This window comes from Pseudonocardia autotrophica (assembly GCF_003945385.1).
Taxonomy (GTDB): domain Bacteria; phylum Actinomycetota; class Actinomycetes; order Mycobacteriales; family Pseudonocardiaceae; genus Pseudonocardia; species Pseudonocardia autotrophica.
Genome location: NZ_AP018920.1, coordinates 6,967,718 through 6,986,586, shown reverse-complemented (window position 1 = coordinate 6,986,586; position 18,869 = coordinate 6,967,718). Strand labels below are relative to the sequence as shown.

The window sequence follows — 18,869 nt, the reverse complement described above, 5'->3', positions numbered from 1 at the left end:
CCACAGCGACACGGCGGCGGAACACGCCGCCCCGTGGTAGGCGGCCGGCGGGTCGTCGCCGACCCAGACCTCCACCCGCGGAACGTGCTCGCGTGCACCCGCAGCAGGCGCTGCAGGGTGGCGGTCAGCTCGACCGGCCGGTCCGCGTCCCGGACCAGCAGGATCCGCGCGCCGTCGTCCCGGGTGGCGACGAGCAGCTCGCCGCCGCCCGCCGAGGACACGACCGACATGGCCGACCAGGCGGCCAGGTCCGCATCGCCCGGCCCGAACGACGGCGGGGGCGGGGACGTGCCGGGAAGCACCGCGTCGACCAGGCGTCGCGACGGCGACTCCGGCACCACGACCTCGGCCAGCAGCGCGCGTTCGGTGTCGGTGATCCCGATCCGGTGCCGCAACAGCGTCCGCGGCAGGGTGGCGCTCAGCGCGTCGGAGTCACCGCAGGCGAGCCAGTTCCGCATCCGCCACAGCAGCTCGTCCGGAACCCGGCCGGCCAGCTGCAGGAGCAGCTCGTGCCCGGCCGGCGTCGTGCGCTCCGCTGTGCCCATGTGTTCGTCCCGCCGGTTCCGCTCAGCCGACCTCGACGGTCAGCTCGACCTCGACCGGCACGTCCAGCGGGAGGACGGCCACCCCGACTGCCGATCGGGCGTGTGCCCCCGCCTCGCCGAACACCTCGCCGAGCAGGTCGGACGCGCCGTTGATCACACCGGGCTGCCCGGTGAAGGACGGATCGGACGACACGAAGCCGACGACCTTGACCACACCGGTGACGGCGTCGAGCCCGACCAGGCCGTCGATCGCCGCGAGCGCGTTCAGCGTGCAGATCCGGGCCAGGCCGTAGGCGTCCTCCGGCGTCACGCCGGCGCCGACCTTGCCGGTCGCGGCGATCTTCCCGTCGACGAACGGGACCTGCCCGGCGGTGAACACCAGGTTCCCGGTGCGCCGGGCCGGGATGTAGGCGCCGGCCGGCGTCGCGACCGCGGGCAGGGTCAGGCCGAGTTCCTTCAGGCGGGCGAGTGCGCTCACTGCTGCACCGGCCGCTTGAAGAAGGCGACGAGCTGCTCCGCGTTCGCGCCGGCCGTGACGGTGACCAGCTCCCAGCCGTCCTGACCGAAGTTGTCCAGGATCGCCTTGGTGTTGTGGATCAGCAGCGGGGCGGTCAGGTATTCCCATTTCACAGCCGGGGAGCTCATGGCCGGACTCTAACCCGGACATCCGAGGGCGGACCGCACTCCCGCGACGGATGGCAGTCTGACTGCGACGGGCGTCCGTGTGGGCCCCGCCTCGTCGACGGGCCGCCCGCGGGCGTGCTCCGTACGGTGAACGTGTGACGACGACCGTCCACCCCGGTCGGGGGGAAGACAGCGAAGACAGCGCGACCGGCACCGGTCGTCCGGAGGCCTGGCCCGCCGGACTCGCGCAGGCACGGCTGCATGTCGTGTCCGGCAAGGGTGGAACCGGGAAGACCACCGTGGCCGCGGCGCTCGCGCTCGCGCTGGCCACCGGGGGCAGGCGGGTGCTGCTGGTCGAGGTCGAGAACCGGCAGGGCATCGCGCAGGTGTTCGACACCGCGCCACTGCCCTACGAGGAGCGCCGGATCGCGGTCGCACCGGGCGGCGGCGAGGTGCGCGCGCTCGCGGTCGACACCGAGGCCGCCCTGCTCGAGTACTTCGAGATGTTCTACCGGCTCGGGATGGCCGGCCGGACGCTGCGCCGGATGGGCGCGATCGAGTTCGCCACCACCCTCGCCCCCGGCCTGCGCGACGTGCTGCTCACCGGCAAGGCGAAGGAGTGCGTCACCCGCAGCGAGGCCGACGGGCGGCCCGCCTACGACGCGGTCGTCCTCGACGCGCCGCCGACCGGCCGGCTGGTCACCTTCCTCGACGTCACGAAGGCGATGGCGGACCTGGCGAAGGTCGGCCCGATCCACAGCCAGGCCGAGGGCGTCAACCAGCTGATCCACTCGCCGCTGACCGCGGTGCACCTGGTCACGCTGCTCTCCGACCTGCCGGTCAGCGAGACCCTGGACGCGATCGCCGAACTGGACCGGGCGGAGATCGGGGTCGGCACCGTCGTGGTCAACCGGATGCGGGAGCAGTGGCTGCCGGACCGGTCGCTGACCGCGGCCGCCGGTGGACGGGTCGACGCCGGCCGGATCCGCAACGGTCTGCAGAGCGCCGGGATCGAGCTGGCGTCCGACGAGATCGACGGCCTCGTCGCCGAGACCGTGGAGCACGCCGTCGCCGTCGCCGGGGAGACCGCCGCCCTGCGCAGGCTGGACACCGAACCCGATCCCCCGCTGCCCAGGCTGACGCTGCCCGCCGTGCTCGGTGGCGTCGACCTGGGGGCGCTCTACGAGCTGGCGGAGTCGATGACCGCGCAGGGTGTGCACCTGGAGGCACGGCGATGAGCGAACCGGACGTGCTGGACGTCGACGCACTGATCGACGACCCGGAGACGAAGGTGATCGTCTGCTGCGGCTCCGGCGGTGTCGGCAAGACGACCACGTCGGCGGCATTGGCGCTGCGTGCGGCCGAGCGGGGCCGTCAGGTCGTCGTGCTGACCATCGACCCGGCCCGCCGGTTGGCGCAGGCGCTCGGCCTGTCCGAGCTGTCGAACGACCCGGCGCCGGTGGGCGAGGCCGACGGCGAGCTGGCCGCGATGATGCTGGACATGCGCCGCACCTTCGACGAGATGGTGCAGGGCCACGCGCCGCCCGACCGGGCCGAGAAGATCATCGAGAACCCGTTCTACCAGGTCATCTCCTCGTCGTTCTCCGGGACGCAGGAGTACATGGCGATGGAGAAGCTGGGGCAGCTCGTCGCCGCCGGGACGTGGGACCTGGTCGTCGTCGACACCCCGCCGTCCCGCTCGGCACTGGACTTCCTGGACGCCCCGCAGCGGATGTCCCGGTTCCTCGACGGCCGGATGATCCGGCTGCTGGCCGCCCCCGCCCGGGCCGGTGGCCGGGGATTGCGCCGGATCGTCGAGGCCGGGTTCGGGCTGTTCGCGAAGGCCGTCGGGACGATCATCGGCGGCCAGATGCTGCAGGACGCGTCGGCGTTCGTGCAGGCCTTCGACACCCTGTTCGGCGGGTTCGCCGAGCGGGCCGAGAAGACCTATGCGCTGCTGCGCTCGCCGGGGACGGCCTTCCTGGTCGTCGCCGCACCGGAACCGGACGCGCTGCGCGAGGCCGCGTACTTCACCGATCGGCTGACGTCGGAGGACATGCCGCTGGCCGGGCTGGTGCTGAACCGGACGCATCCGGTGCTGGCCTCGGTGTCGGCGGCCCGGTCCCGGGCCGCGGCCGAGCAGGTCGGCGGACCCGGCTCGCAGATCGCGGCGGCCGTGCTGCGGCTGCACGCCGACCGGGTGGACCTGCACGAGCGTGAGGAGCACCTGCTCACCCGGTTCTCCGCGGCACATCCGTCGGTGCCGGTGGCGCGGGTGCCGTCGCTGGCCGGGGACATCGCCGACCTGGACGGGCTGCGGAAGGTCGGGGCGCTGCTGGCGGTCGAGCCGGAGCCGGGGGCGGTCGCGACCGGGAGCTGAGGCGGATCAGGGCATCGTGAAGAAGATCATCGGGTTGCGGGTGGTCCCCCGGGCCCCGGTGATCCCGACCTCGGCCCGCACCGCGTCGAGCATCCGCAGGTTCTCCCGCGCGGCGGGCCGGGCCGCGGTGAACCACGGGACCGAGTCGGCCTTCAGCCGGCGGAGCACCTCGGCGCCCTCGGTGAACGGGCGGGCCCACCGCAGGTGGAACACGTCGTGCACGCTCGTCGGGGTGCCGGACGGGATCCGCGGGAACAGGTTCGCCAGGTACCAGCGGGCGAACCGGCGCCCGTGGTCGGCGTCGACGAACAGGTAGCCGGTGTCGGCCGGGACCTCGCCGATGGTGTCCCGCAGATCGCCCTGGTGGAACGTCCAGCGCTGCCCGGCCAGCTCGGCGGGCACGCTTCGCCGCACATGGTCGACCAGGTCGAACGAGTGCAGCCGGCCGTGGTCGTTGTCGCGCAGCGCGGACAGGATCCAGGTGGTCGACCAGCCGTGGAACGTCCCGATCTCCACCACCTGCGCCGGCCGGTGATGGCGGAGCAGCAGGTAGGTGATCTCGGCCTCGACGTCGTCGAGCTGCGGGACGACCGTGGGTGATTCCGCCAGGAACGCCCGCTGCTGCGCGATCACGGCGGCCAGGTCGTCGGCATGTGTCCGGTAGAGGTCGGACAGGAGCTCCGGCCACTCGGTGGTCTGCACGTGGGGAACCTAGCCAGCGGCACTACGCGCCACGCGGCCGACCGGCGTAATGATCGCTGCGGGCCTGCCCGAGCAGGTCGGCCCAGTCGTCGACGTCCGGGCGGCGGCGCAGCAGCGCCCGCCGTTCCCGCTCGGTCGTCCCACCCCAGACCCCGAACTCGACCTGCTGGTCGAGCGCGTGCGCCAGGCACTCGGTGCGGACCGGGCAGCCGAAGCAGAACTCGCGGGCCTCCCGCTGCCGGGCCCCGGTGACGAACAGGTCCTCGGCATCGGAGGCGCGGCACCGGGCGGCTGCCCGCCAGTTCCAGACCGTGCCCGAGGGCCGCAACCCGGCGGGCCGCAGCCGGGGCCGCCCGGTGCGGCGCGAGTCGATCTGGGTGACGTTGTGCTCGGTCATGGCGGCGGGTCCCTCGGTCCGGGCGGGCCTCCCGACGGGCCCGCGTTCGACACCGTCGATTCTCGGCAGCGGGGCGGTGCCGGGGCAGCGCGCAAAACTACGCAACCCGGGGACACGGACCTGACGGCTTCCTGACTCCGCGGGCCGTACTCTTGCGCCGTGAGGTTCCCCCGGCGCCTGCTCCGCCCGATCGGCGTGCTCGCGGGCCTGTGCGTCCTGCTCGGCGTGGTCACGGCCGGGATGGCGTTCCCGCTGGCCGGTGGGCTCGGGGTGCTGTCGAACGATGCCGGTGACAGCGTCACCTCCAGCTCGGCGGACCTGGTGAACAATCCCGTTCCGCGGACGACCACGCTGACCGACTCCGACGGGCGCCCGATCGCCTACCTGTTCGACCAGAACCGGACAGAGGTCACGAACGAGCAGATCTCACCCGCGATGAAGGCCGCGACGCTCGCCATCGAGGACCGCCGGTTCTACGAACACGACGGCGTCGACTGGCAGGGCACGCTGCGCGCCGTCGTCGCGAACTCCACCTCCGGCAACGTCGTCCAGGGTGCGTCGACGCTGACCCAGCAGTACGTCAAGAACTACATGCTCTACGTCGAGGCCCGGACCGAGGCCGAGCGGCTCAAGGCGACCGAGCAGACGGCGGCCCGCAAGCTCAAGGAGGCGCGGGTCGCACTGCAGCTGGAGCGCCAGCTCAGCAAGGACGAGATCCTCAACCGCTACCTGAACATGGTGTTCTACGGCAACGGCTCCTACGGCGTGGCGGCCGCGGCGCGGACGTACTTCAACACCACGCCGGACCGGCTGACGGTCCCGCAGGCGGCGACGCTCGCCGGGATGGTCCAGTCGACGACGCGCTACGACCCGGCCCGGCACCCGGAGACCGCCATGCAGCGGCGGAACGTGGTCATCGACCAGATGCGTGGCCAGGGCATGATCGACGACGCCCAGGCGAAGGAGGCCATGGCGGCCCCGATCGGGATCGCGAATCCGCTGGTCCGGGTGCCGAACGGCTGCATCGGCGCCGGGGACACCGGCTTCTTCTGCAAGTACGTCGTCCAGTACCTGACCGAGGCCGGCTTCACCGAGGAGCAGATCCTGCGCGGCGGCTACACCATCCGCACGACGCTGGACCGCCGGGCGATGGAGGAGGTCAAGGCCGCGCTGGACCGTGAGGTCGCCCCGGACACCCCGAACGTCGCGAACGTGATGTCGCTGGTGCAGCCGGGCAAGGACCAGCACCGGGTGCTGGCGATGGGATCGAGCCGCACCTTCGGGCTGAACGCGGACGCCGAGGAGACCAGCTACGGCCTGCCGTATCAGCCGGTGAACCTGGGCGCCGGCTCGACGTACAAGATCTTCACCGCGGCCACCGCGCTGGAGAAGGGCCTGGGCATCAACTATTCGATGCAGGTCCCGGCGTCCGGTTACGCGTCCCCGATCTACACCGACGGCGGCGGCCGGCCGATCCCGGTCCGCAACGCCAGCGAGGGGCTCCCGGCGCGGATGAGCCTGACCGACGCGCTCGCTCAGTCGCCGAACACCGCGTTCATCAAGCTGGAGGAGTTCACCGGCGTCCCGGACGTCGTCGACATGTCGGTCCGGCTCGGGATGAAGTCCCTGGCGACGACGCCGTTCGTCGACCCGGGCTCCGGCCGCCGGACCGACCGCTCGATCGCCGAGGTGATCAAGGAGCAGAAGCTGGCGTCGTTCACCCTGGGCGTGACACCGACCAGCGTGCTGGAGCTGGCCAACGTCGGCGCGACGCTGTTCTCCGAGGGCATGTGGTGCCCACCGTCGCCGATCGACTCGATCACCGACGCGAACGGCGAGGACGTCGAGATCACCGAGGAGCCGTGCCAGCAGGCCGTCGAGCCGGGCCTGGCGAACACGATGGTCCACGGCATGAGCCAGGACGACATCTCCGGCACCTCCGCCGCCGCGGCGCGCGCGGCCGGCTGGACGCGGCCGATGGCGGGCAAGACCGGGACCACTCAGCAGAACAAGTCCGCGGCGTTCCTCGGGGCGGTGCCGGAGATGTCCGGCGCGGTCATCACCTTCGACAACTCGAACTCCCCGCGACCGTTGTGCGACGGCGGCAACGGCCCGTTCGCCTGCGGCAACGGCAACATCTTCGGCGGGAAGACCCCCGCCAGGACCTGGTACGGCGCGGTGTCGCCGCTGCTGGGCGACACGCCGCCGACCCCGCTCCCGCCGGCCGACCCGCGCTACCTCGACGGCGGCGCCGAGTCCCGGATCCCGGATGTCGTCGGCCGCTCGGCGGGGGCCGCCCGCGCCGAGCTGGAGGGCGCAGGCTGGCAGGTGACGACCCGGACGGTCGACAACCGGGCACCGGAGGGCACCGTCGTCGGGCAGGAGCCGCGCGGAGCGGCACTGCCGGGCGAGCAGGTGACCCTGCAGGTCAGCAGTGGATCGGTGCCCGCCCCGCCGCCGCCCCCGGGGCCGCCGCAGGGTGCGCCCCCACCGGAGGGCGATGGTCCGCCACCCGAGAACGGTGGACCTCCGGACGGCGACCAGGGTGACGGTGGCCCGCCACCCGGCGAGAACGGTGACGGGCCCCCCGAAGGGGGCTGACGGGTACTCCGCCGGCCGGATCCGGCCGTCACCCGGTCGGGCGTGCGTCGGCGGCATACCGCTTCGGGACGAGGCATCCGGCCTGGTCGCGGCTTAGCATGCGGGGCATGGCCGTGCGGTGGAGGAGCAGGCGTACCGCGCCGGCCCCCGCCGACGACGGACGCTGGGGCGTGGCGCGGCTGGTCGCCGAGCGCGAGGCCGCGCGGCTCGCCGGGGAGCGGGCCGCGGCGGGCCCGGGGTCCGGTGGGCTCCGGTCCCCCGGGGCGGCCGGTGGGATCGCTGTGGCCCCCGAGCCGGAGCCCGAGTCCGGTCCGGCGAGCGGAGCCGAGCGCATCGACGCGGCCGAGCGCATCGACGCGGCCGAGCACATTGACGCGGCCGAAGGCGCCGGCTCGGCCGACGAGGCCCGTTCCGCCGAGGATGCCGGCCCAGCCGAGGATGCCGGCCCAGCCGAGGATGCCGGCCCAGCCGAGGATGCCGGCCCGGCCGAGGACACCGACCCGGCCGATGAAGCCGACACCGCCGAGGACGCCGGCCCGGCCGATGAAGCCGACACCGCCCAGGACACCGACCAGGCCGAGCACCCCGATCCGGCCGACAACACCCACCCGTCGAGCGACGACGACGAGACCGGCTCCGCGGTCGACACCCCTGCCGGGACCGGCAGCGGCTCCGGCACCAGCGCCGGGGAAGGCCCCGCCCCGGCGACGGCCCCGGCCGATCCCCCGCCGTCGCGCACCGGCCGCGCATCCACCCGGCCGTCCCGCGGCGGGACGGTCCCCGGACCGCGGACGCCGGACGAGCCGGGGACCCCCAGCCTGCCCGCGCCCCGCCGTGCACCCACCGGCCCCGCCCCCGGGCTGCCGTCCCCCCGGCGCCCGCGCGGCGGCGATGCCGAGCCGATCGGGCTGATCTACCGGCCGCCCGCGGTGTCGGCGCGGCCCCGGGTGGAGATCGAACCCGGGCTGATCGGCTTCTCCCGGCTGACCCGCGGACGCAACGGCGCGCGGGCGTTCACCCTGTTCTTCGTGGCGATCTACCTGGTGATCATCATCCAGACGCTCTCGACCATCGTCTGAAGCGCCCGGCGCCGCCCGCGGACCGTCGGACCCCCCGACTACCCTGGTGATCCGGACGGCCCCCCGAGAATCGTCGTCCGCCACGGTCGCGATCCGTGAGGAGGTGAGCCGCGATCGTCACGCCTGTGTCGCCGCAGCCCGCCTCCACCGCGCACCGGGTGTCCTCGGTGCTCGCCATCCCCGCGTTCCGCAGGCTGTGGTCGGTCACCGCGCTCACCTCGACCGGCGAGTGGATGTCGTTGCTGGCGCTCACCTCGCTGGCCACGCACCTCACCGCGGGCGCCGGCTACACCGCGCAGAGCTTCGCGCTGGGCGGCGTCGTCGCCACGAAGCTGATCCCGTCGCTGCTGTTCGGGCCGTTGGCCGGGGTGCTCGCGGACCGGTTCGACCGGCGCAAGGTGATGGTCACCTGCGACCTGCTCAAGTTCGGGCTGCTGATCTCGATCCCGTTCGTCGGGTCGCTGTGGTGGCTGCTCGTGGTCACCCTGCTGATCGAGCTGTGCACCATGTTCTGGATCCCGGCGAAGGACGCAGCGGTGCCCAACCTGCTGCGCCGCCCGGATCAGATGGAGGCCGCCGCCCAGCTCGGCCTGGTCGTCACCTACGGCGTCGCGGTGCTCGCGGGCGCCGGCCTGTTCGCACTGGTCAGCAAGCTCGCCCCGCTCATCGACGCCGATCCGGCGACCGCGGTGTACATCGCGCTGTTCGTCAACTCGTTCGCGTTCCTGATCTCCGCGCTGGTCGTGTTCTTCCGGATCCCGGAGGTGTCCGGCCGGACCGGCGCTGCGGACCGCAAGCAGGCACCGCCGTCGATGCTGTTCCTGCTCCGCGACGGCTTCCGGTTCGTCATCGACACCCCGTTGGTGCGGGGTCTGGTCATCGGCATCGTCGGCGCCTTCACCGCGGGCGGCGCGGTGATCGCCACCGCCAAGCTCTACGCGTCCAGCCTCGGCGGCGGCGACGCCGCGTACTCGGTGCTGTTCGGCGCCGTCTTCGCCGGACTGGCGATCGGCATGGGGATCGGCCCGCGACTGGCCCAGCGGCTGCCGCACAACCGGCTGTTCGGCACCGCGATCGTCGCGGCCGGGCTGTCACTCGTCGTCGTCGCGGTGGCCGTGCACCTGTTCATGGCGATCGCCGCGGTGATGTTCGTCGGCGCCTTCGCCGGGATCGCCTTCCTCACCGGCCTCACCATCATCGGCACCCAGGTCGCGGACGGGATCCGCGGCCGGATCAACGCCTTCGTCCAGTCGCTGGTGCGGCTGGTGCTGCTCGGCTCGATGTCGCTGGTGCCGGTCGTCGTCGGCCTCGTCGCCACCCGGACGATCACCTTCGGTGACTCCGAGTTCCTCGTCGACGGCACCCGGTTCGTGCTGGCCGGCGGCGGTCTCATCGCCGCCGTGGTCGGCGCCGTCGCCTACCGGCAGATGGACGACCGCGGGCTCGAACCGCTGGTCACGGACCTGGTCTCGGCGCTGCGCTCCGGGGAGCGGCGCACCGGCGCCGGCGTGCTGATCGCCGTCGAGGGAGCCACTCCGCAGGACACGGTCGACCAGGCCCAGCGGCTCGCCGGCACGTTGCGTGAGCTGGGGTACGACGTCGTCGAACCAGGCCACGAGGAGCACGGCGGGATAGCGACCGATCTCGCGGGGCTGCGGGCGAAGGCACTCGCCGCCGCCGCGGTGCGGGCCGACCTGGTCGAGCGCGTGGTGCGGCCGTCGCTCGACGCCGGGGCCGTCGTCGTCGTGGACCGGTTCGTCGCCGGCCCGCTCGCCCGCTTCGGGATCGCCGCCGAGCAGACCGGCACCGGGCCGGACGACGGTGAGCTGGCGAGCCTGGCCCGCTGGGCGACCGGCGGCCTGCGGCCCGACCTGACGGTGCTGCTCGACCGGGCACCGCAGCCCCGCACGGAGCCGGGGGTGGCCGGGATCGAGCACGCCCGGGTGCAGCGGCTGCTGGCCCGCGCACTGGCCCCGGAGCCGCAACGACACGTGGTCGTCGACGCCGACGGCGACACCGACGAGATCGCCGGCCGCGTCCGCGACCGGGTGCTCCCACTGCTGCCCGCTGCGCCGGGCGTCGTGGCGACGGAGGGTGCGTCATGAGCGTCTGGGCCGATGTGGTCGGCCAGCCCGCCGCCGTCGCCGAGCTGGGCGGCGCGGCGTCGGATCCCACCGCGATGACGCACGCCTGGCTGTTCACCGGGCCCCCCGGGTCCGGCCGGTCGAACGCGGCGCGAGCGTTCGCGGCGGCACTGCAGTGCCCGTACCAGGGCTGCGGCGAGTGCGCCGCCTGCCGGACCGTGCTGGCCGGCACGCACTCCGACGTGCGCGAGATCGTCCCCGAGGGCCTGTCGATCTCGGTCGCCGAGATGCGCTCGCTGGTGCAGCTCGCGGCCCGCCGGCCGGCGACCGGCCGCTGGCAGATCGTGATCATCGCCGATGCCGACCGGCTCACCGAGGGCGCCTCGAACGCGCTGCTCAAGGCGGTCGAGGAACCGGCCCCGGAGACGGTGTTCCTGCTCTGCGCCCCGTCGGACCATCCCGACGACGTGCCGGTCACGATCCGCTCCCGCTGCCGGATGGTGCACCTGCGCAGCCCGTCCGCCGAGGCGGTGGCGGGCGTGCTGCGCGACCGCGACGGGATCGATCCGGACCAGGCGCAGTGGGCGGCGTCGGTGTGCGGCGGGCACGTCGGCCGGGCCCGGCGGCTCGCCCGCGACGCCCAGGCGCGGACACGGCGGGAGGAGATCCTCGGCGTGCCGACGAAGCTGCGCCGGCTCGGCGACGCGTTCTTCCACGCCGAGGTGCTGATCCGGTCGGCCGAGGGCGAGGCCGAGGAGCTGCGCTCCTCCCGGGACGACGCGGAACGCGAGGAGCTGGCCGTCGCGATGGGTGCCGGCGGGACCGGCAAGGGCGCCGCCTCGGCCGCCCGGTCGGCGAAGGCGGCGGAACGCGACCTGGAGAAACGGCAGAAGAGCCGCGCCACCCGGACCCAGCGGGACGCGCTGGACCGCGCGCTGGTGGATCTGGCCGGTTTCTACCGGGACACCATCGTCGTGGCCTGCGGCGCGCAGGTGGCGCTGACCAACCCGGACCGGGACCGCGAGGTGCGGCTCGCGGCGGCCGAGTGGGGGCCGGAGTCGTCGCTGTGCCGGCTGGAGGCGGTGCTGGCCTGCCGGGACGCCCTCGAGCAGAACGTCAAGCCGCGGATCGCGGTCGAGGCGATGATGACCGCGCTGCACCGTGGATGACCGGCCGCTGATCCTCACCGCCCTGCTCGACGAGGCCACCGACCGTCATCTCGACGGGCTCCGCACGCGGCACTTCCCGCCGGAGCGGCTACAGGTCGGCGCACACCTGACCCTGTTCCACGCGCTGCCCGCGGAGTTCTCGTCCGGCGTGGTCGCCGACGTCGCCGCCGCCGCGGACCGGGCGCCGTTGCCGGCCCGGGTGGCCGGCATCCGGTCGCTCGGCCGCGGTGTCGCGTACACACTGGACTCACCCGCGCTGCTCGCGCTGCGCCGGGATCTCGCCGGACGCTGGAGCGACCACCTGACCCGGCAGGACGCCGGCAAGTCCGAGCTGCACGTGACCGTCCAGAACAAGGTCCCCCCGGAGCGGGCCCGTGCGTTGCACGAGCAGCTCACCGCCGGTTTCACGCCCTGGGACGCGACGGTGACCGGCCTGGCGCTGTGGCGTTACGACGGCGGGCCGTGGGAGCCCGGCCCGCGTTACCCGTTCAGCCGCTGACGGTCCGGGTCAGCACGACGCGATCGCTGTCGCTGCGCGGCGACCCGCGCAGCTCCGGCGGGCGCGGCAGCGCACCCGGCAGCTCGGCGAGGCCGACGGTCAGGTCGGAGACGGTGAGGGTGACCGGCTCGGGGCCGGGATCGGCGAGCTCCACGCGCACCCCCTGCGGGCCGACCGCGTTCAGCTGGATCTCGTCGAGCGCTCCGTCCGCCCGCACCGGTGGCCGCCCGGCCGGGGTGACGGTCACGGCGGGCAGCGGCCGATCGGTACGGACGGCGACGGTCGGTGCCCCGCGCGGGCTCGTGACCTGCACGACCAGCCGTTCCGGTGTCCGTTCGACGATCTCGGCGGACGGCCCGGACACCGGCAGCGGTGCCGCCGGGCCGGTGCGCACCGGGGTCGGCCCCGGCCAGGCCGGCACCTCGGCGGGCTCGGCGTCCGCGAGGTACCCGGCGGTCCAGTCCGCGGGTGCGGTGTCCGCGCTGACCCAGCGGGCCTCGCCGGTGTCGGCGTTCTGCAGGAACGACAGGTGCGACGACTGCGGCTGCGAGAGGTCCGGGCGGTCCAGCAGCAGCCCGGTCGCGCTCAGCGCCACCGCGACCGCGAGCGCCCCGGCGGGTACCGCGAGCCGCGCGGCCGGCGTGCCTCGGCCGGTGGCCGGCGACGGTGTTCCGGTGGGCACCAGCAGCGCGGTCAGAGCGGCGAACGTCAGTACCTGCACGGCGGCCGCGATGCCGTCCGCGATCCCGGACAACGTGAAGAGGTCCCAGCCCAGCGGGATCAGCAGCGCGACGGCCGGGACCGCGCCGACGGTGACGGCGACCGTCGCGGCCACCGGACGCCGGTCGAGGAACGTCGTGGCGAGCAGGCCGAGTCCGAGACCGAGGGCCGGCCACGCGAACAGGTACGACAGCCCGGGCAGCGTCGCGGCGGTCACCACCCCCAGCACGGCGAGCAGCAGAGCCGCCCCGGCCGCCGCGGCGGACCTCCCGGCCCATCGCCGAACCAGGAGGTACCAGACCGAGGTGAGCAGCACCGCGAGCGCGACCGCGGCCAGCTGCACCGGCTCGGGACGGTGCAGGAACGGCCCGGTATCGGCGTACGACGGGCGGATCGCCACCAGCACCTGCCACAGCCCGATCGAGGCGAGCGTCCCGGCGATCGCCGTCAGCACGACGCCACCGGCCGCGCCGAGCACTCGGGGCACGGTCAGCAGACCCCGCCGGCGCCCGGCCAGGACAGCGCCGGCCACGGCGACCAGGCCGAGCCCGGCGACCGGCCAGACCAGCGCTCCCGGGTACACGACCAGCCCGCCGGCGACGCGGAAGTAGGTGACGTCGTCCGACGGCGGAACCCCGGACACGGCGGGATCGAGCGGAGCGAGATCGCGGTCCCCCAGCACCCGGGCCAGCCCGAGTGCCGCCGCCCCGTGGCCCTGCACGCTGGCCTCGCTCAGGTTCGCCGGCGAGTCACCGTCGGTGTGGTACTCGATCGGCTGCTCGACGAACGCGAAGTTCATCCCGGGGCGGCCGGCGTCGAGCACCCGGGTGAGGTCGGTGTCGTTGGGCAGAATCCGGTAGGCCTCGGCCAGCGACGAGTCCCCGACCGGGTGCGGCACCGCCTCGGCGAAGGCCCGGACCAGCTCCGCGTTGCCGGGCGAGGTCTGGAACATCAGCGACGGCCCGGAGACACCGCGGGCCTCGAAGTTGAGCGTCACCGTGGGCCGCGGACCGAGCTCCTCGCGCACCCAGGCCTCGGCCCCGAGCAGGCCGATCTCCTCGGCGTCGGTGATCAGCACGATCAGGTCGTTGCGCAGCGGAGGCCCGGTCCGCAGCGCCCGGACGGCCTCCAGGATCGCGGCGACCGACGACATGTCGTCGGCGGCGCCGGGCCCACCGGCGACCGAGTCGTAGTGCGCGGCGAGCACGACGGCCCCGGTCGGATCGGTCCCCGGGAGCGTCGCGACGATGTTGTCGACCGGGGCGGCGCCCACCCGGCCGTCCCGCTGGATCACCCCGGTCGACGAGTGCAGCCGGGTGGACAGCCCGGCCGCCGTCAGCCGGTCCACGATCTCGTCCCGGGCCCGGGTGGCGGCCGGGCTCCCCGCCGGCCGGGGCTCGCCGGCCAGCTCCTCCACCGTCTGCATCGCCCGCCCGGCGCTGAACCCGTCGGCCGGCGAATCGGCCCCGACCGGGGCCGGGGCGCGGCCGTCCCACCAGCTCATCCCGGCAAGCAGCACGAGCACCAGGACCGCCACCCATCGCGTCAGCACGATCCGGATGGTGCCCGCTGCGGAGGCGCCGTGGCGTCCGACTTTCGGTTGATCATCGGGGCGGTGGGGGCTGCGGCGGGGGGCGCGGGGATGGTCGCTACACTTGGCCCGCAGCACGCCGCCTTAGCTCAGACGGCCAGAGCAACGCACTCGTAATGCGTAGGTCGCGGGTTCGATTCCCGCAGGCGGCTCCAGGAAAGCAGCAGGTCAGCCAGCATGGCGGGCCTCCTGCTTCACCATCGGAAGATCAGACACCGGCCGGTCGGTCCGCACCTGGTCCGCATCCGCTTTGATCTTGGCCTCTTGGAGGCGGTCCGCGACCGTGTCGAGGTCGTCGGCGAACAGGTGCGAGTACGTGCGCAGTGTGACGACCGGGCTGGAATGGCCCAGCACCGTCTGGACCACCACGACCGTCGCCCCGGCCGCGATCGCCATCGACGCCGCCGTGTGCCGGAGCCCGTGCGGACTCAGTCCGACGATCCCGACCCGCGCGGCCGCGTCGTCGAAGACGTTCCGGCGGAAGTTGCCTCCGCAGCAGCCCCGCCGAAGTATCGACCGAGGTGTCAGTTCCGGTCCCACGGCGCCGGTGCGGCCGACAGCTCCCGGTTCACCTGACCCATCCGGATCTTGAACACCACCCGAGCCGCCCACAGCCCGGCGAGGAGGACCGGCAGGAACAGCCATGGCGTCAACGCGGCCATCGCCACGATCGCGGCGAAGAACCCGGCGACGCCGACCGCCATCGCCGTCTCGCCGGCAGCCTTGCGGCCTTCCCGCATGGTCCGCTCGGACTCGAGGACGTAGTCGGCTGCGGCGCGTTCCTGCGGGGTCATCATCGCCCGCCGCTGCACCTCGGCGCGGTGGTGCAGCTCGTTCACCCGCCGCAGCTCGTCGCGTGCACTCACCGACTGGCCTCCCTGTCCTGGTATCCCCGCTGTCACATTCGTCCCGCCCGGTCGGCGTGTTAGCTGCGCCGAGAGTCCCGGCGTGACGTCGCTGCCTGTAGCATCAGATTTGATCTTGGTCTGGTGGGCACGGCCGGGCGTCCGGGTCCGCTACTCGCCCGCGACGAAGCTGGTCTACGAGCTCGTCGAGGTCTCCGACGAGCGACAGCTCGCCCAGCGCGATCGCCATCGCCTCCAAGCAGCCGTTCTCTGGCTGGACCCGTACCATCACCGCCTCGCAGCTCTGTGCCGCCGATCATCGACTGCTGCTGCGAAGGGGCGGGGTGTGGTGGCCACGGGCGAAGTCGTCACGAACTCCGTGTCGTCGCGCCGCACACAACGTTGCGTGAACCTATCGCTGGTCATCAGAGTTGATGACCAGCGGAAACACGGCGGTGATCGTCCTCGACGTGACGGCCGAACGGCCCAAGCAGGGCTCGTCCGGTAGCGGGAGGTCGGGGACGTGGACAAGCAGACGTGGGAGTCGATGCCCCAACAGGACCGCGAGGAGTGGGCCCGGTTCCAGGCATGGCAGCAGCATCAGTGGTCCGCATCGGACTCGACCCAGATCCCCGTCCAGCGGTCCGCGGCGACGGAATCTGCGTCGACGGTTCAGTCTCCGAAGCGTCGCCGCCGCTGGCCCTGGGCAATCCTCATCGGAGTGGTAGCCGTCGCTGCCGGTGCCGGGATGGCGCTCACGACCGCCCGGTCGACCGGCAGCGTCGAGACCGACAGCGCGACGGCTGCCTCACCATCTGCTGTTCCGACGGCGGAGGAAGCATTCGTCGCGGACGTGCTCGACACCCCCGGTCTCAACAGCACCATGACCGACCAGGCGATGGTCGGGATCGGGCGAGGTGCCTGCGATGTGATGGCCTACCAGGAGTACAGCCGCGAAGACCTGGTCGCCGAGCTCGGCACGTCGAAGCTGGGCCCGCAGGTCGCTGCGGTCATGGTTGATGCCGCCCACCGGAACCTGTGCCCGCAGTACACGTTCCCCTCGGCGTCCTCCGGCCAGTCCGGTGCCCCGGCTCCGGTCGCGACCGGGCCGGCGACGTCGGTGTCGGACGGCACCTACGAAGTCGGTGCGGACATCGAGGCAGGCCGCTACAAGACGGACGGTCCCATCGCCGGTGCGCGGGCCTGCTACCAGGCTCGGCTCAGCGACGACTCCGGTGACTCGTCGTCGATCATCGCCAACGACATCACCGACGGCCCGTCCTCGGTCACGATCGGTGCGGGCGAGTTCGTCAAGTTCTCCGGTGGCTGCACCTGGACCATGCAGGGGGCGTCGTGAGCCGCCACGTGTTGCTCGCGATCGTGGTCGTCGCGCTGGCTGGGTTCGGGCTCGCCGGGGCCGCCGGGGCCGCGCCCTCGAAGTCGCAGCCGGGGTCCATCCCGCTCGCCGTCGTGGTGTCACCGCCGGCAAAGAAGTTGTCTCTGCCGGTGGGTGGGCAGCAGGCGGTCACCGCGGTCACCGACGCACGGGCTGCGGTCCAGGCGCTGCCGAAGTATGTGCTCACCTGCGAACCGGCGGCGGCGGCGCGGTTCGACAACCCCGATGACCCGGACATGATCACGAACAAGGACTGCCTCGACCTCATCGCGGAGAAGGAAGCAGCGCACCGGGCCTTCGCCGAGCAGAACTGGGTCGACCGCGACTGCATCGGGTACGGCTGCTCACCCGAGCAGGACGCCGAGCTCAACGCGGCCGAGTCCGCGGCGCAGGACGAGTATTGGGCCCGGTGCGCCTACACCGCACCCGGAGTCGACGGCTGCTAGGCCGCGTCTCAGAACGTTGACGACGTCGCCGGCCTGGACGACCGGCAGAGAGGCTGTCGCTCGAGACGGGCGGGACGGCCCAGAATTCGGTTGACTCCCGACGGGGGCGTGCCCGCGTGCCGGGCTGTCTGACCTATCTCCGCCTTCCAGAACGAACGCGTTGGGAGCGAACCCCGACGTGAGATGCGCAGGTCGATCAGAGCGCCCGTTCGAGCCCCGCCCACAGTTCGGCGCGAATCGCCTTCTTGTCGATCTTGCCCACCGGGGTCTGGGGCAGGCGGTCGACGAACATGATCCGCTTCGGCGTCTTGATCGGACCCAACATCTCGCGAACGGCCCCTATGACGGAGTCCGGATCCACGGCGTCCGGCTCGTTCGGCACGACGAAGGCGACGACGGCCTCGCCCCATTTCGGATCCGGTGCCCCCACCACAGCGCAGCCCCGGACGCCGTCGAGGCGGAGGAGCGCGGCTTCGACCTCCGCCGGATAGACGTTGAAGCCCCCCGTGATGATCATTTCCTTCAAGCGGTCGACGATGTAGACGAACCCGTCGTCGTCGATGTAGCCGATGTCCCCTGTGTGGTGCCAGCCGAAGCGGCGGATTGCGGCGGTCTCGTCGGCCTGGTGCAGGTACTCGGGTGCCACGAGGGCGCCGCGAGCGACGAGCTCACCCCGTTCACCGGCTGGGAGAAGTCGGCCATCCTCTGCCATCACCGCAACCCGACTGGAGAAGGTCGGGCGGCCACAGCTCGCGAGTCTCTCGGGGTGGTCCCCGGCCACTGCCGCAGCGACATCCGAGGGAGACAACCAGGTCAGCACCATCGGGGACTCCGCCTGACCCCAGCACTGGGCGATACAAGGGCCGAACAGCTCGACCCCCTGTCCCAGTCGCTCGGGTGACACGGGCGCCGCGGCCAGCAGCAGCATCTGCAGACTCGAGCAGTCCCGAGGCTTCGTCCGCTGCTGGTCGAGTACGCCGTAGTAGGCGGTCGGCGGGAGGAACACGGTCGTGACGCGGTGCTTCTCGATCTGGGTCAGGACGTCGTCGGCGTCGAAGCCCGGCCTGAGGATGATCGTCGCGCCGACGGAGGCGTAGATGACCGCGACCCCGCCCGCGGCGTGCGTCATCGGTGCCACCGCGAGGTTCACCGGATGCTCGGTGATCGACCAGTCCCGGGTGGCCGTCTCGGTCAACGCCGCCCACACGGAGTTCGGAAATCGGACCGCCTTCGACTTGCCGGTCGTCCCGCCGGTCGGCCAGAGCGCGCAGGTGACGTCCGGGCTGCCGAACGGGTCATCCCAGTCGGGGACGGTGGTACCGGCTCCTGCGGCGAGGAAATCCGTCATCGACGTCGCGCCGGGGAAGGGCCGGTCGAGCGCGACCACCGCGCGCACGCCGGGCACGGCGGCACGGATCCGGTCCACGTCCGCGGCAAATGCCGAATGCAGGAACAGCCATCGACAGTCGACGGTGTTGGCGAAGTCCAGGGTCGCCGACAGCGAGTTGAGGGGGTTGAGCGGGACCCAGGCCCCGCCTGCTCGCCAGAGCCCCCACATCGCGAGGACCGCCTCCGGGCAGTTCGGTGCGAGCACCCCGACCGCGTCACCGACCTGAAGGCCTGCGGCGTGCAGGCCGGCCGCGTAGCGCCACGACGCCGCCCTGGCCTCGCCGTGGGTGATGATCGTCGAGTCCGTGACGATCAACGGCCGGTCGGGGTCGCGGTCTGCGCCCTTGTCGATGTAGTCGATGACTCGCATGCTGTGCCTTTCGGAGGACAGTGGCCGACGTT

Annotated in this window: 17 protein-coding genes and 1 tRNA gene; 10 read left to right on the top strand and 8 right to left on the bottom strand. The window is 72.9% G+C overall.

Features of this window, described 5'->3' with window-relative positions; all coding sequences use genetic code 11:
* Positions 1-567: 567 nt before the first annotated feature.
* Together Pdca_RS32565 and Pdca_RS32560 are read right to left on the bottom strand one after the other, a co-directional pair.
* Positions 568-1,023, bottom strand: a complete 456-nt coding sequence (locus Pdca_RS32565; protein ID WP_085914544.1) for a RidA family protein — start codon at positions 1,021-1,023, stop codon at positions 568-570.
* Positions 1,020-1,190, bottom strand: a complete 171-nt coding sequence (locus Pdca_RS32560) for a Sp36 family protein (RefSeq protein WP_085914543.1) — start codon at positions 1,188-1,190, stop codon at positions 1,020-1,022. The genes Pdca_RS32565 and Pdca_RS32560 overlap by 4 nt, the downstream gene beginning before the upstream one ends.
* Positions 1,191-1,426: 236 nt before the next feature.
* Between Pdca_RS32560 and Pdca_RS32555 the strand changes: the two genes are divergently transcribed.
* Together Pdca_RS32555 and Pdca_RS32550 are read left to right on the top strand one after the other, a co-directional pair.
* Positions 1,427-2,407 carry an ATPase BagA gene (locus Pdca_RS32555; RefSeq protein WP_085914605.1) on the top strand — a complete coding sequence of 327 codons (981 nt, stop codon included), beginning with the start codon at positions 1,427-1,429 and terminating at the stop codon, positions 2,405-2,407.
* Entirely contained in the window at positions 2,404-3,549 is a 1,146-nt protein-coding gene (locus Pdca_RS32550) for an ArsA family ATPase (RefSeq protein ID WP_085914542.1), read from the top strand. The genes Pdca_RS32555 and Pdca_RS32550 overlap by 4 nt, the downstream gene beginning before the upstream one ends.
* Positions 3,550-3,555: 6 nt before the next feature.
* Here Pdca_RS32550 and Pdca_RS32545 read toward each other — a convergent pair whose 3' ends face one another.
* Entirely contained in the window at positions 3,556-4,251 is a 696-nt protein-coding gene (locus tag Pdca_RS32545) for a class I SAM-dependent methyltransferase (protein WP_085914541.1), read from the bottom strand.
* Between the two features lie 22 nt (positions 4,252-4,273).
* Entirely contained in the window at positions 4,274-4,648 is a 375-nt protein-coding gene (locus Pdca_RS32540) for a WhiB family transcriptional regulator (RefSeq protein WP_085914540.1), read from the bottom strand.
* 159 nt (positions 4,649-4,807) lie between these two features.
* Between Pdca_RS32540 and Pdca_RS32535 the strand changes: the two genes are divergently transcribed.
* The 5 genes from Pdca_RS32535 to Pdca_RS32515 all read left to right on the top strand — a co-directional run bounded on the left by Pdca_RS32535 (position 4,808) and on the right by Pdca_RS32515 (position 12,080).
* Positions 4,808-7,249 carry a penicillin-binding protein gene (locus Pdca_RS32535; RefSeq protein ID WP_232021316.1) on the top strand — a complete coding sequence of 814 codons (2,442 nt, stop codon included), beginning with the start codon at positions 4,808-4,810 and terminating at the stop codon, positions 7,247-7,249.
* Positions 7,250-7,356: 107 nt separating this feature from the next.
* Entirely contained in the window at positions 7,357-8,328 is a 972-nt protein-coding gene (locus Pdca_RS32530) for a hypothetical protein (protein ID WP_125911646.1), read from the top strand.
* Positions 8,329-8,453: 125 nt separating this feature from the next.
* The gene (locus Pdca_RS32525) at positions 8,454-10,433 is read left to right on the top strand and encodes a bifunctional MFS transporter/dTMP kinase (protein ID WP_085914538.1); all 1,980 of its coding nucleotides are present in this window, start codon (positions 8,454-8,456) and stop codon (positions 10,431-10,433) included.
* Entirely contained in the window at positions 10,430-11,581 is a 1,152-nt protein-coding gene (locus Pdca_RS32520; protein WP_085914537.1) for a DNA polymerase III subunit delta', read from the top strand. The genes Pdca_RS32525 and Pdca_RS32520 overlap by 4 nt, the downstream gene beginning before the upstream one ends.
* Positions 11,574-12,080 (top strand): 2'-5' RNA ligase family protein, encoded by a 507-nt coding sequence (locus Pdca_RS32515; RefSeq protein WP_085914536.1) that lies wholly within the window; start codon positions 11,574-11,576, stop codon positions 12,078-12,080. The genes Pdca_RS32520 and Pdca_RS32515 overlap by 8 nt, the downstream gene beginning before the upstream one ends.
* On the opposite strand, the gene Pdca_RS32510 is transcribed toward Pdca_RS32515, so the two are convergent.
* Positions 12,070-14,352, bottom strand: a complete 2,283-nt coding sequence (locus Pdca_RS32510) for a M20/M25/M40 family metallo-hydrolase (RefSeq protein ID WP_125911645.1) — start codon at positions 14,350-14,352, stop codon at positions 12,070-12,072. The two genes, Pdca_RS32515 and Pdca_RS32510, sit on opposite strands and share 11 nt — an antisense overlap.
* A gap of 117 nt (positions 14,353-14,469) precedes the next feature.
* Here Pdca_RS32510 and Pdca_RS32505 point away from each other — a divergent pair.
* Positions 14,470-14,546 (top strand) — tRNA-Thr (locus Pdca_RS32505).
* Positions 14,547-14,559: 13 nt separating this feature from the next.
* On the opposite strand, the gene Pdca_RS32500 is transcribed toward Pdca_RS32505, so the two are convergent.
* Entirely contained in the window at positions 14,560-14,931 is a 372-nt protein-coding gene (locus Pdca_RS32500; protein WP_232021315.1) for a tyrosine-type recombinase/integrase, read from the bottom strand.
* Positions 14,916-15,257, bottom strand: coding sequence for a hypothetical protein (locus Pdca_RS37290; protein ID WP_232021314.1), 342 nt, complete (start codon positions 15,255-15,257; stop codon positions 14,916-14,918). The genes Pdca_RS32500 and Pdca_RS37290 overlap by 16 nt, the downstream gene beginning before the upstream one ends.
* Before the next feature lie 727 nt (positions 15,258-15,984).
* Here Pdca_RS37290 and Pdca_RS32495 point away from each other — a divergent pair.
* Entirely contained in the window at positions 15,985-16,593 is a 609-nt protein-coding gene (locus tag Pdca_RS32495; protein WP_158092241.1) for a DUF732 domain-containing protein, read from the top strand.
* Positions 16,590-17,078: a hypothetical protein gene (locus tag Pdca_RS32490; protein WP_085914532.1), complete on the top strand. Its 489-nt coding sequence runs from the start codon at positions 16,590-16,592 to the stop codon at positions 17,076-17,078. The genes Pdca_RS32495 and Pdca_RS32490 overlap by 4 nt, the downstream gene beginning before the upstream one ends.
* A 196-nt stretch (positions 17,079-17,274) precedes the next feature.
* Here the strand turns inward: Pdca_RS32490 and Pdca_RS32485 are convergent, their stop codons facing one another.
* Positions 17,275-18,837 carry an AMP-binding protein gene (locus tag Pdca_RS32485; RefSeq protein ID WP_085914531.1) on the bottom strand — a complete coding sequence of 521 codons (1,563 nt, stop codon included), beginning with the start codon at positions 18,835-18,837 and terminating at the stop codon, positions 17,275-17,277.
* Between the last annotated feature and the right edge of the window lie 32 nt (positions 18,838-18,869).

Excerpts from the sequence above, each read along its gene's own strand:
- Pdca_RS32520 (WP_085914537.1), top strand. The coding sequence starts at position 10,430 with ATGAGCGTCTGGGCCGATGTGGTCGGCCAGCCCGCCGCCGTCGCCGAG.
- Pdca_RS32550 (WP_085914542.1), top strand. The coding sequence starts at position 2,404 with ATGAGCGAACCGGACGTGCTGGACGTCGACGCACTGATCGACGACCCG.
- Pdca_RS32540 (WP_085914540.1), bottom strand. The coding sequence starts at position 4,648 with ATGACCGAGCACAACGTCACCCAGATCGACTCGCGCCGCACCGGGCGG.
- Pdca_RS32495 (WP_158092241.1), top strand. The coding sequence starts at position 15,985 with ATGGCGCTCACGACCGCCCGGTCGACCGGCAGCGTCGAGACCGACAGC.
- Pdca_RS32485 (WP_085914531.1), bottom strand. The coding sequence starts at position 18,837 with ATGCGAGTCATCGACTACATCGACAAGGGCGCAGACCGCGACCCCGAC.
- Pdca_RS32560 (WP_085914543.1), bottom strand. The coding sequence starts at position 1,190 with ATGAGCTCCCCGGCTGTGAAATGGGAATACCTGACCGCCCCGCTGCTG.
- Pdca_RS32530 (WP_125911646.1), top strand. The coding sequence starts at position 7,357 with ATGGCCGTGCGGTGGAGGAGCAGGCGTACCGCGCCGGCCCCCGCCGAC.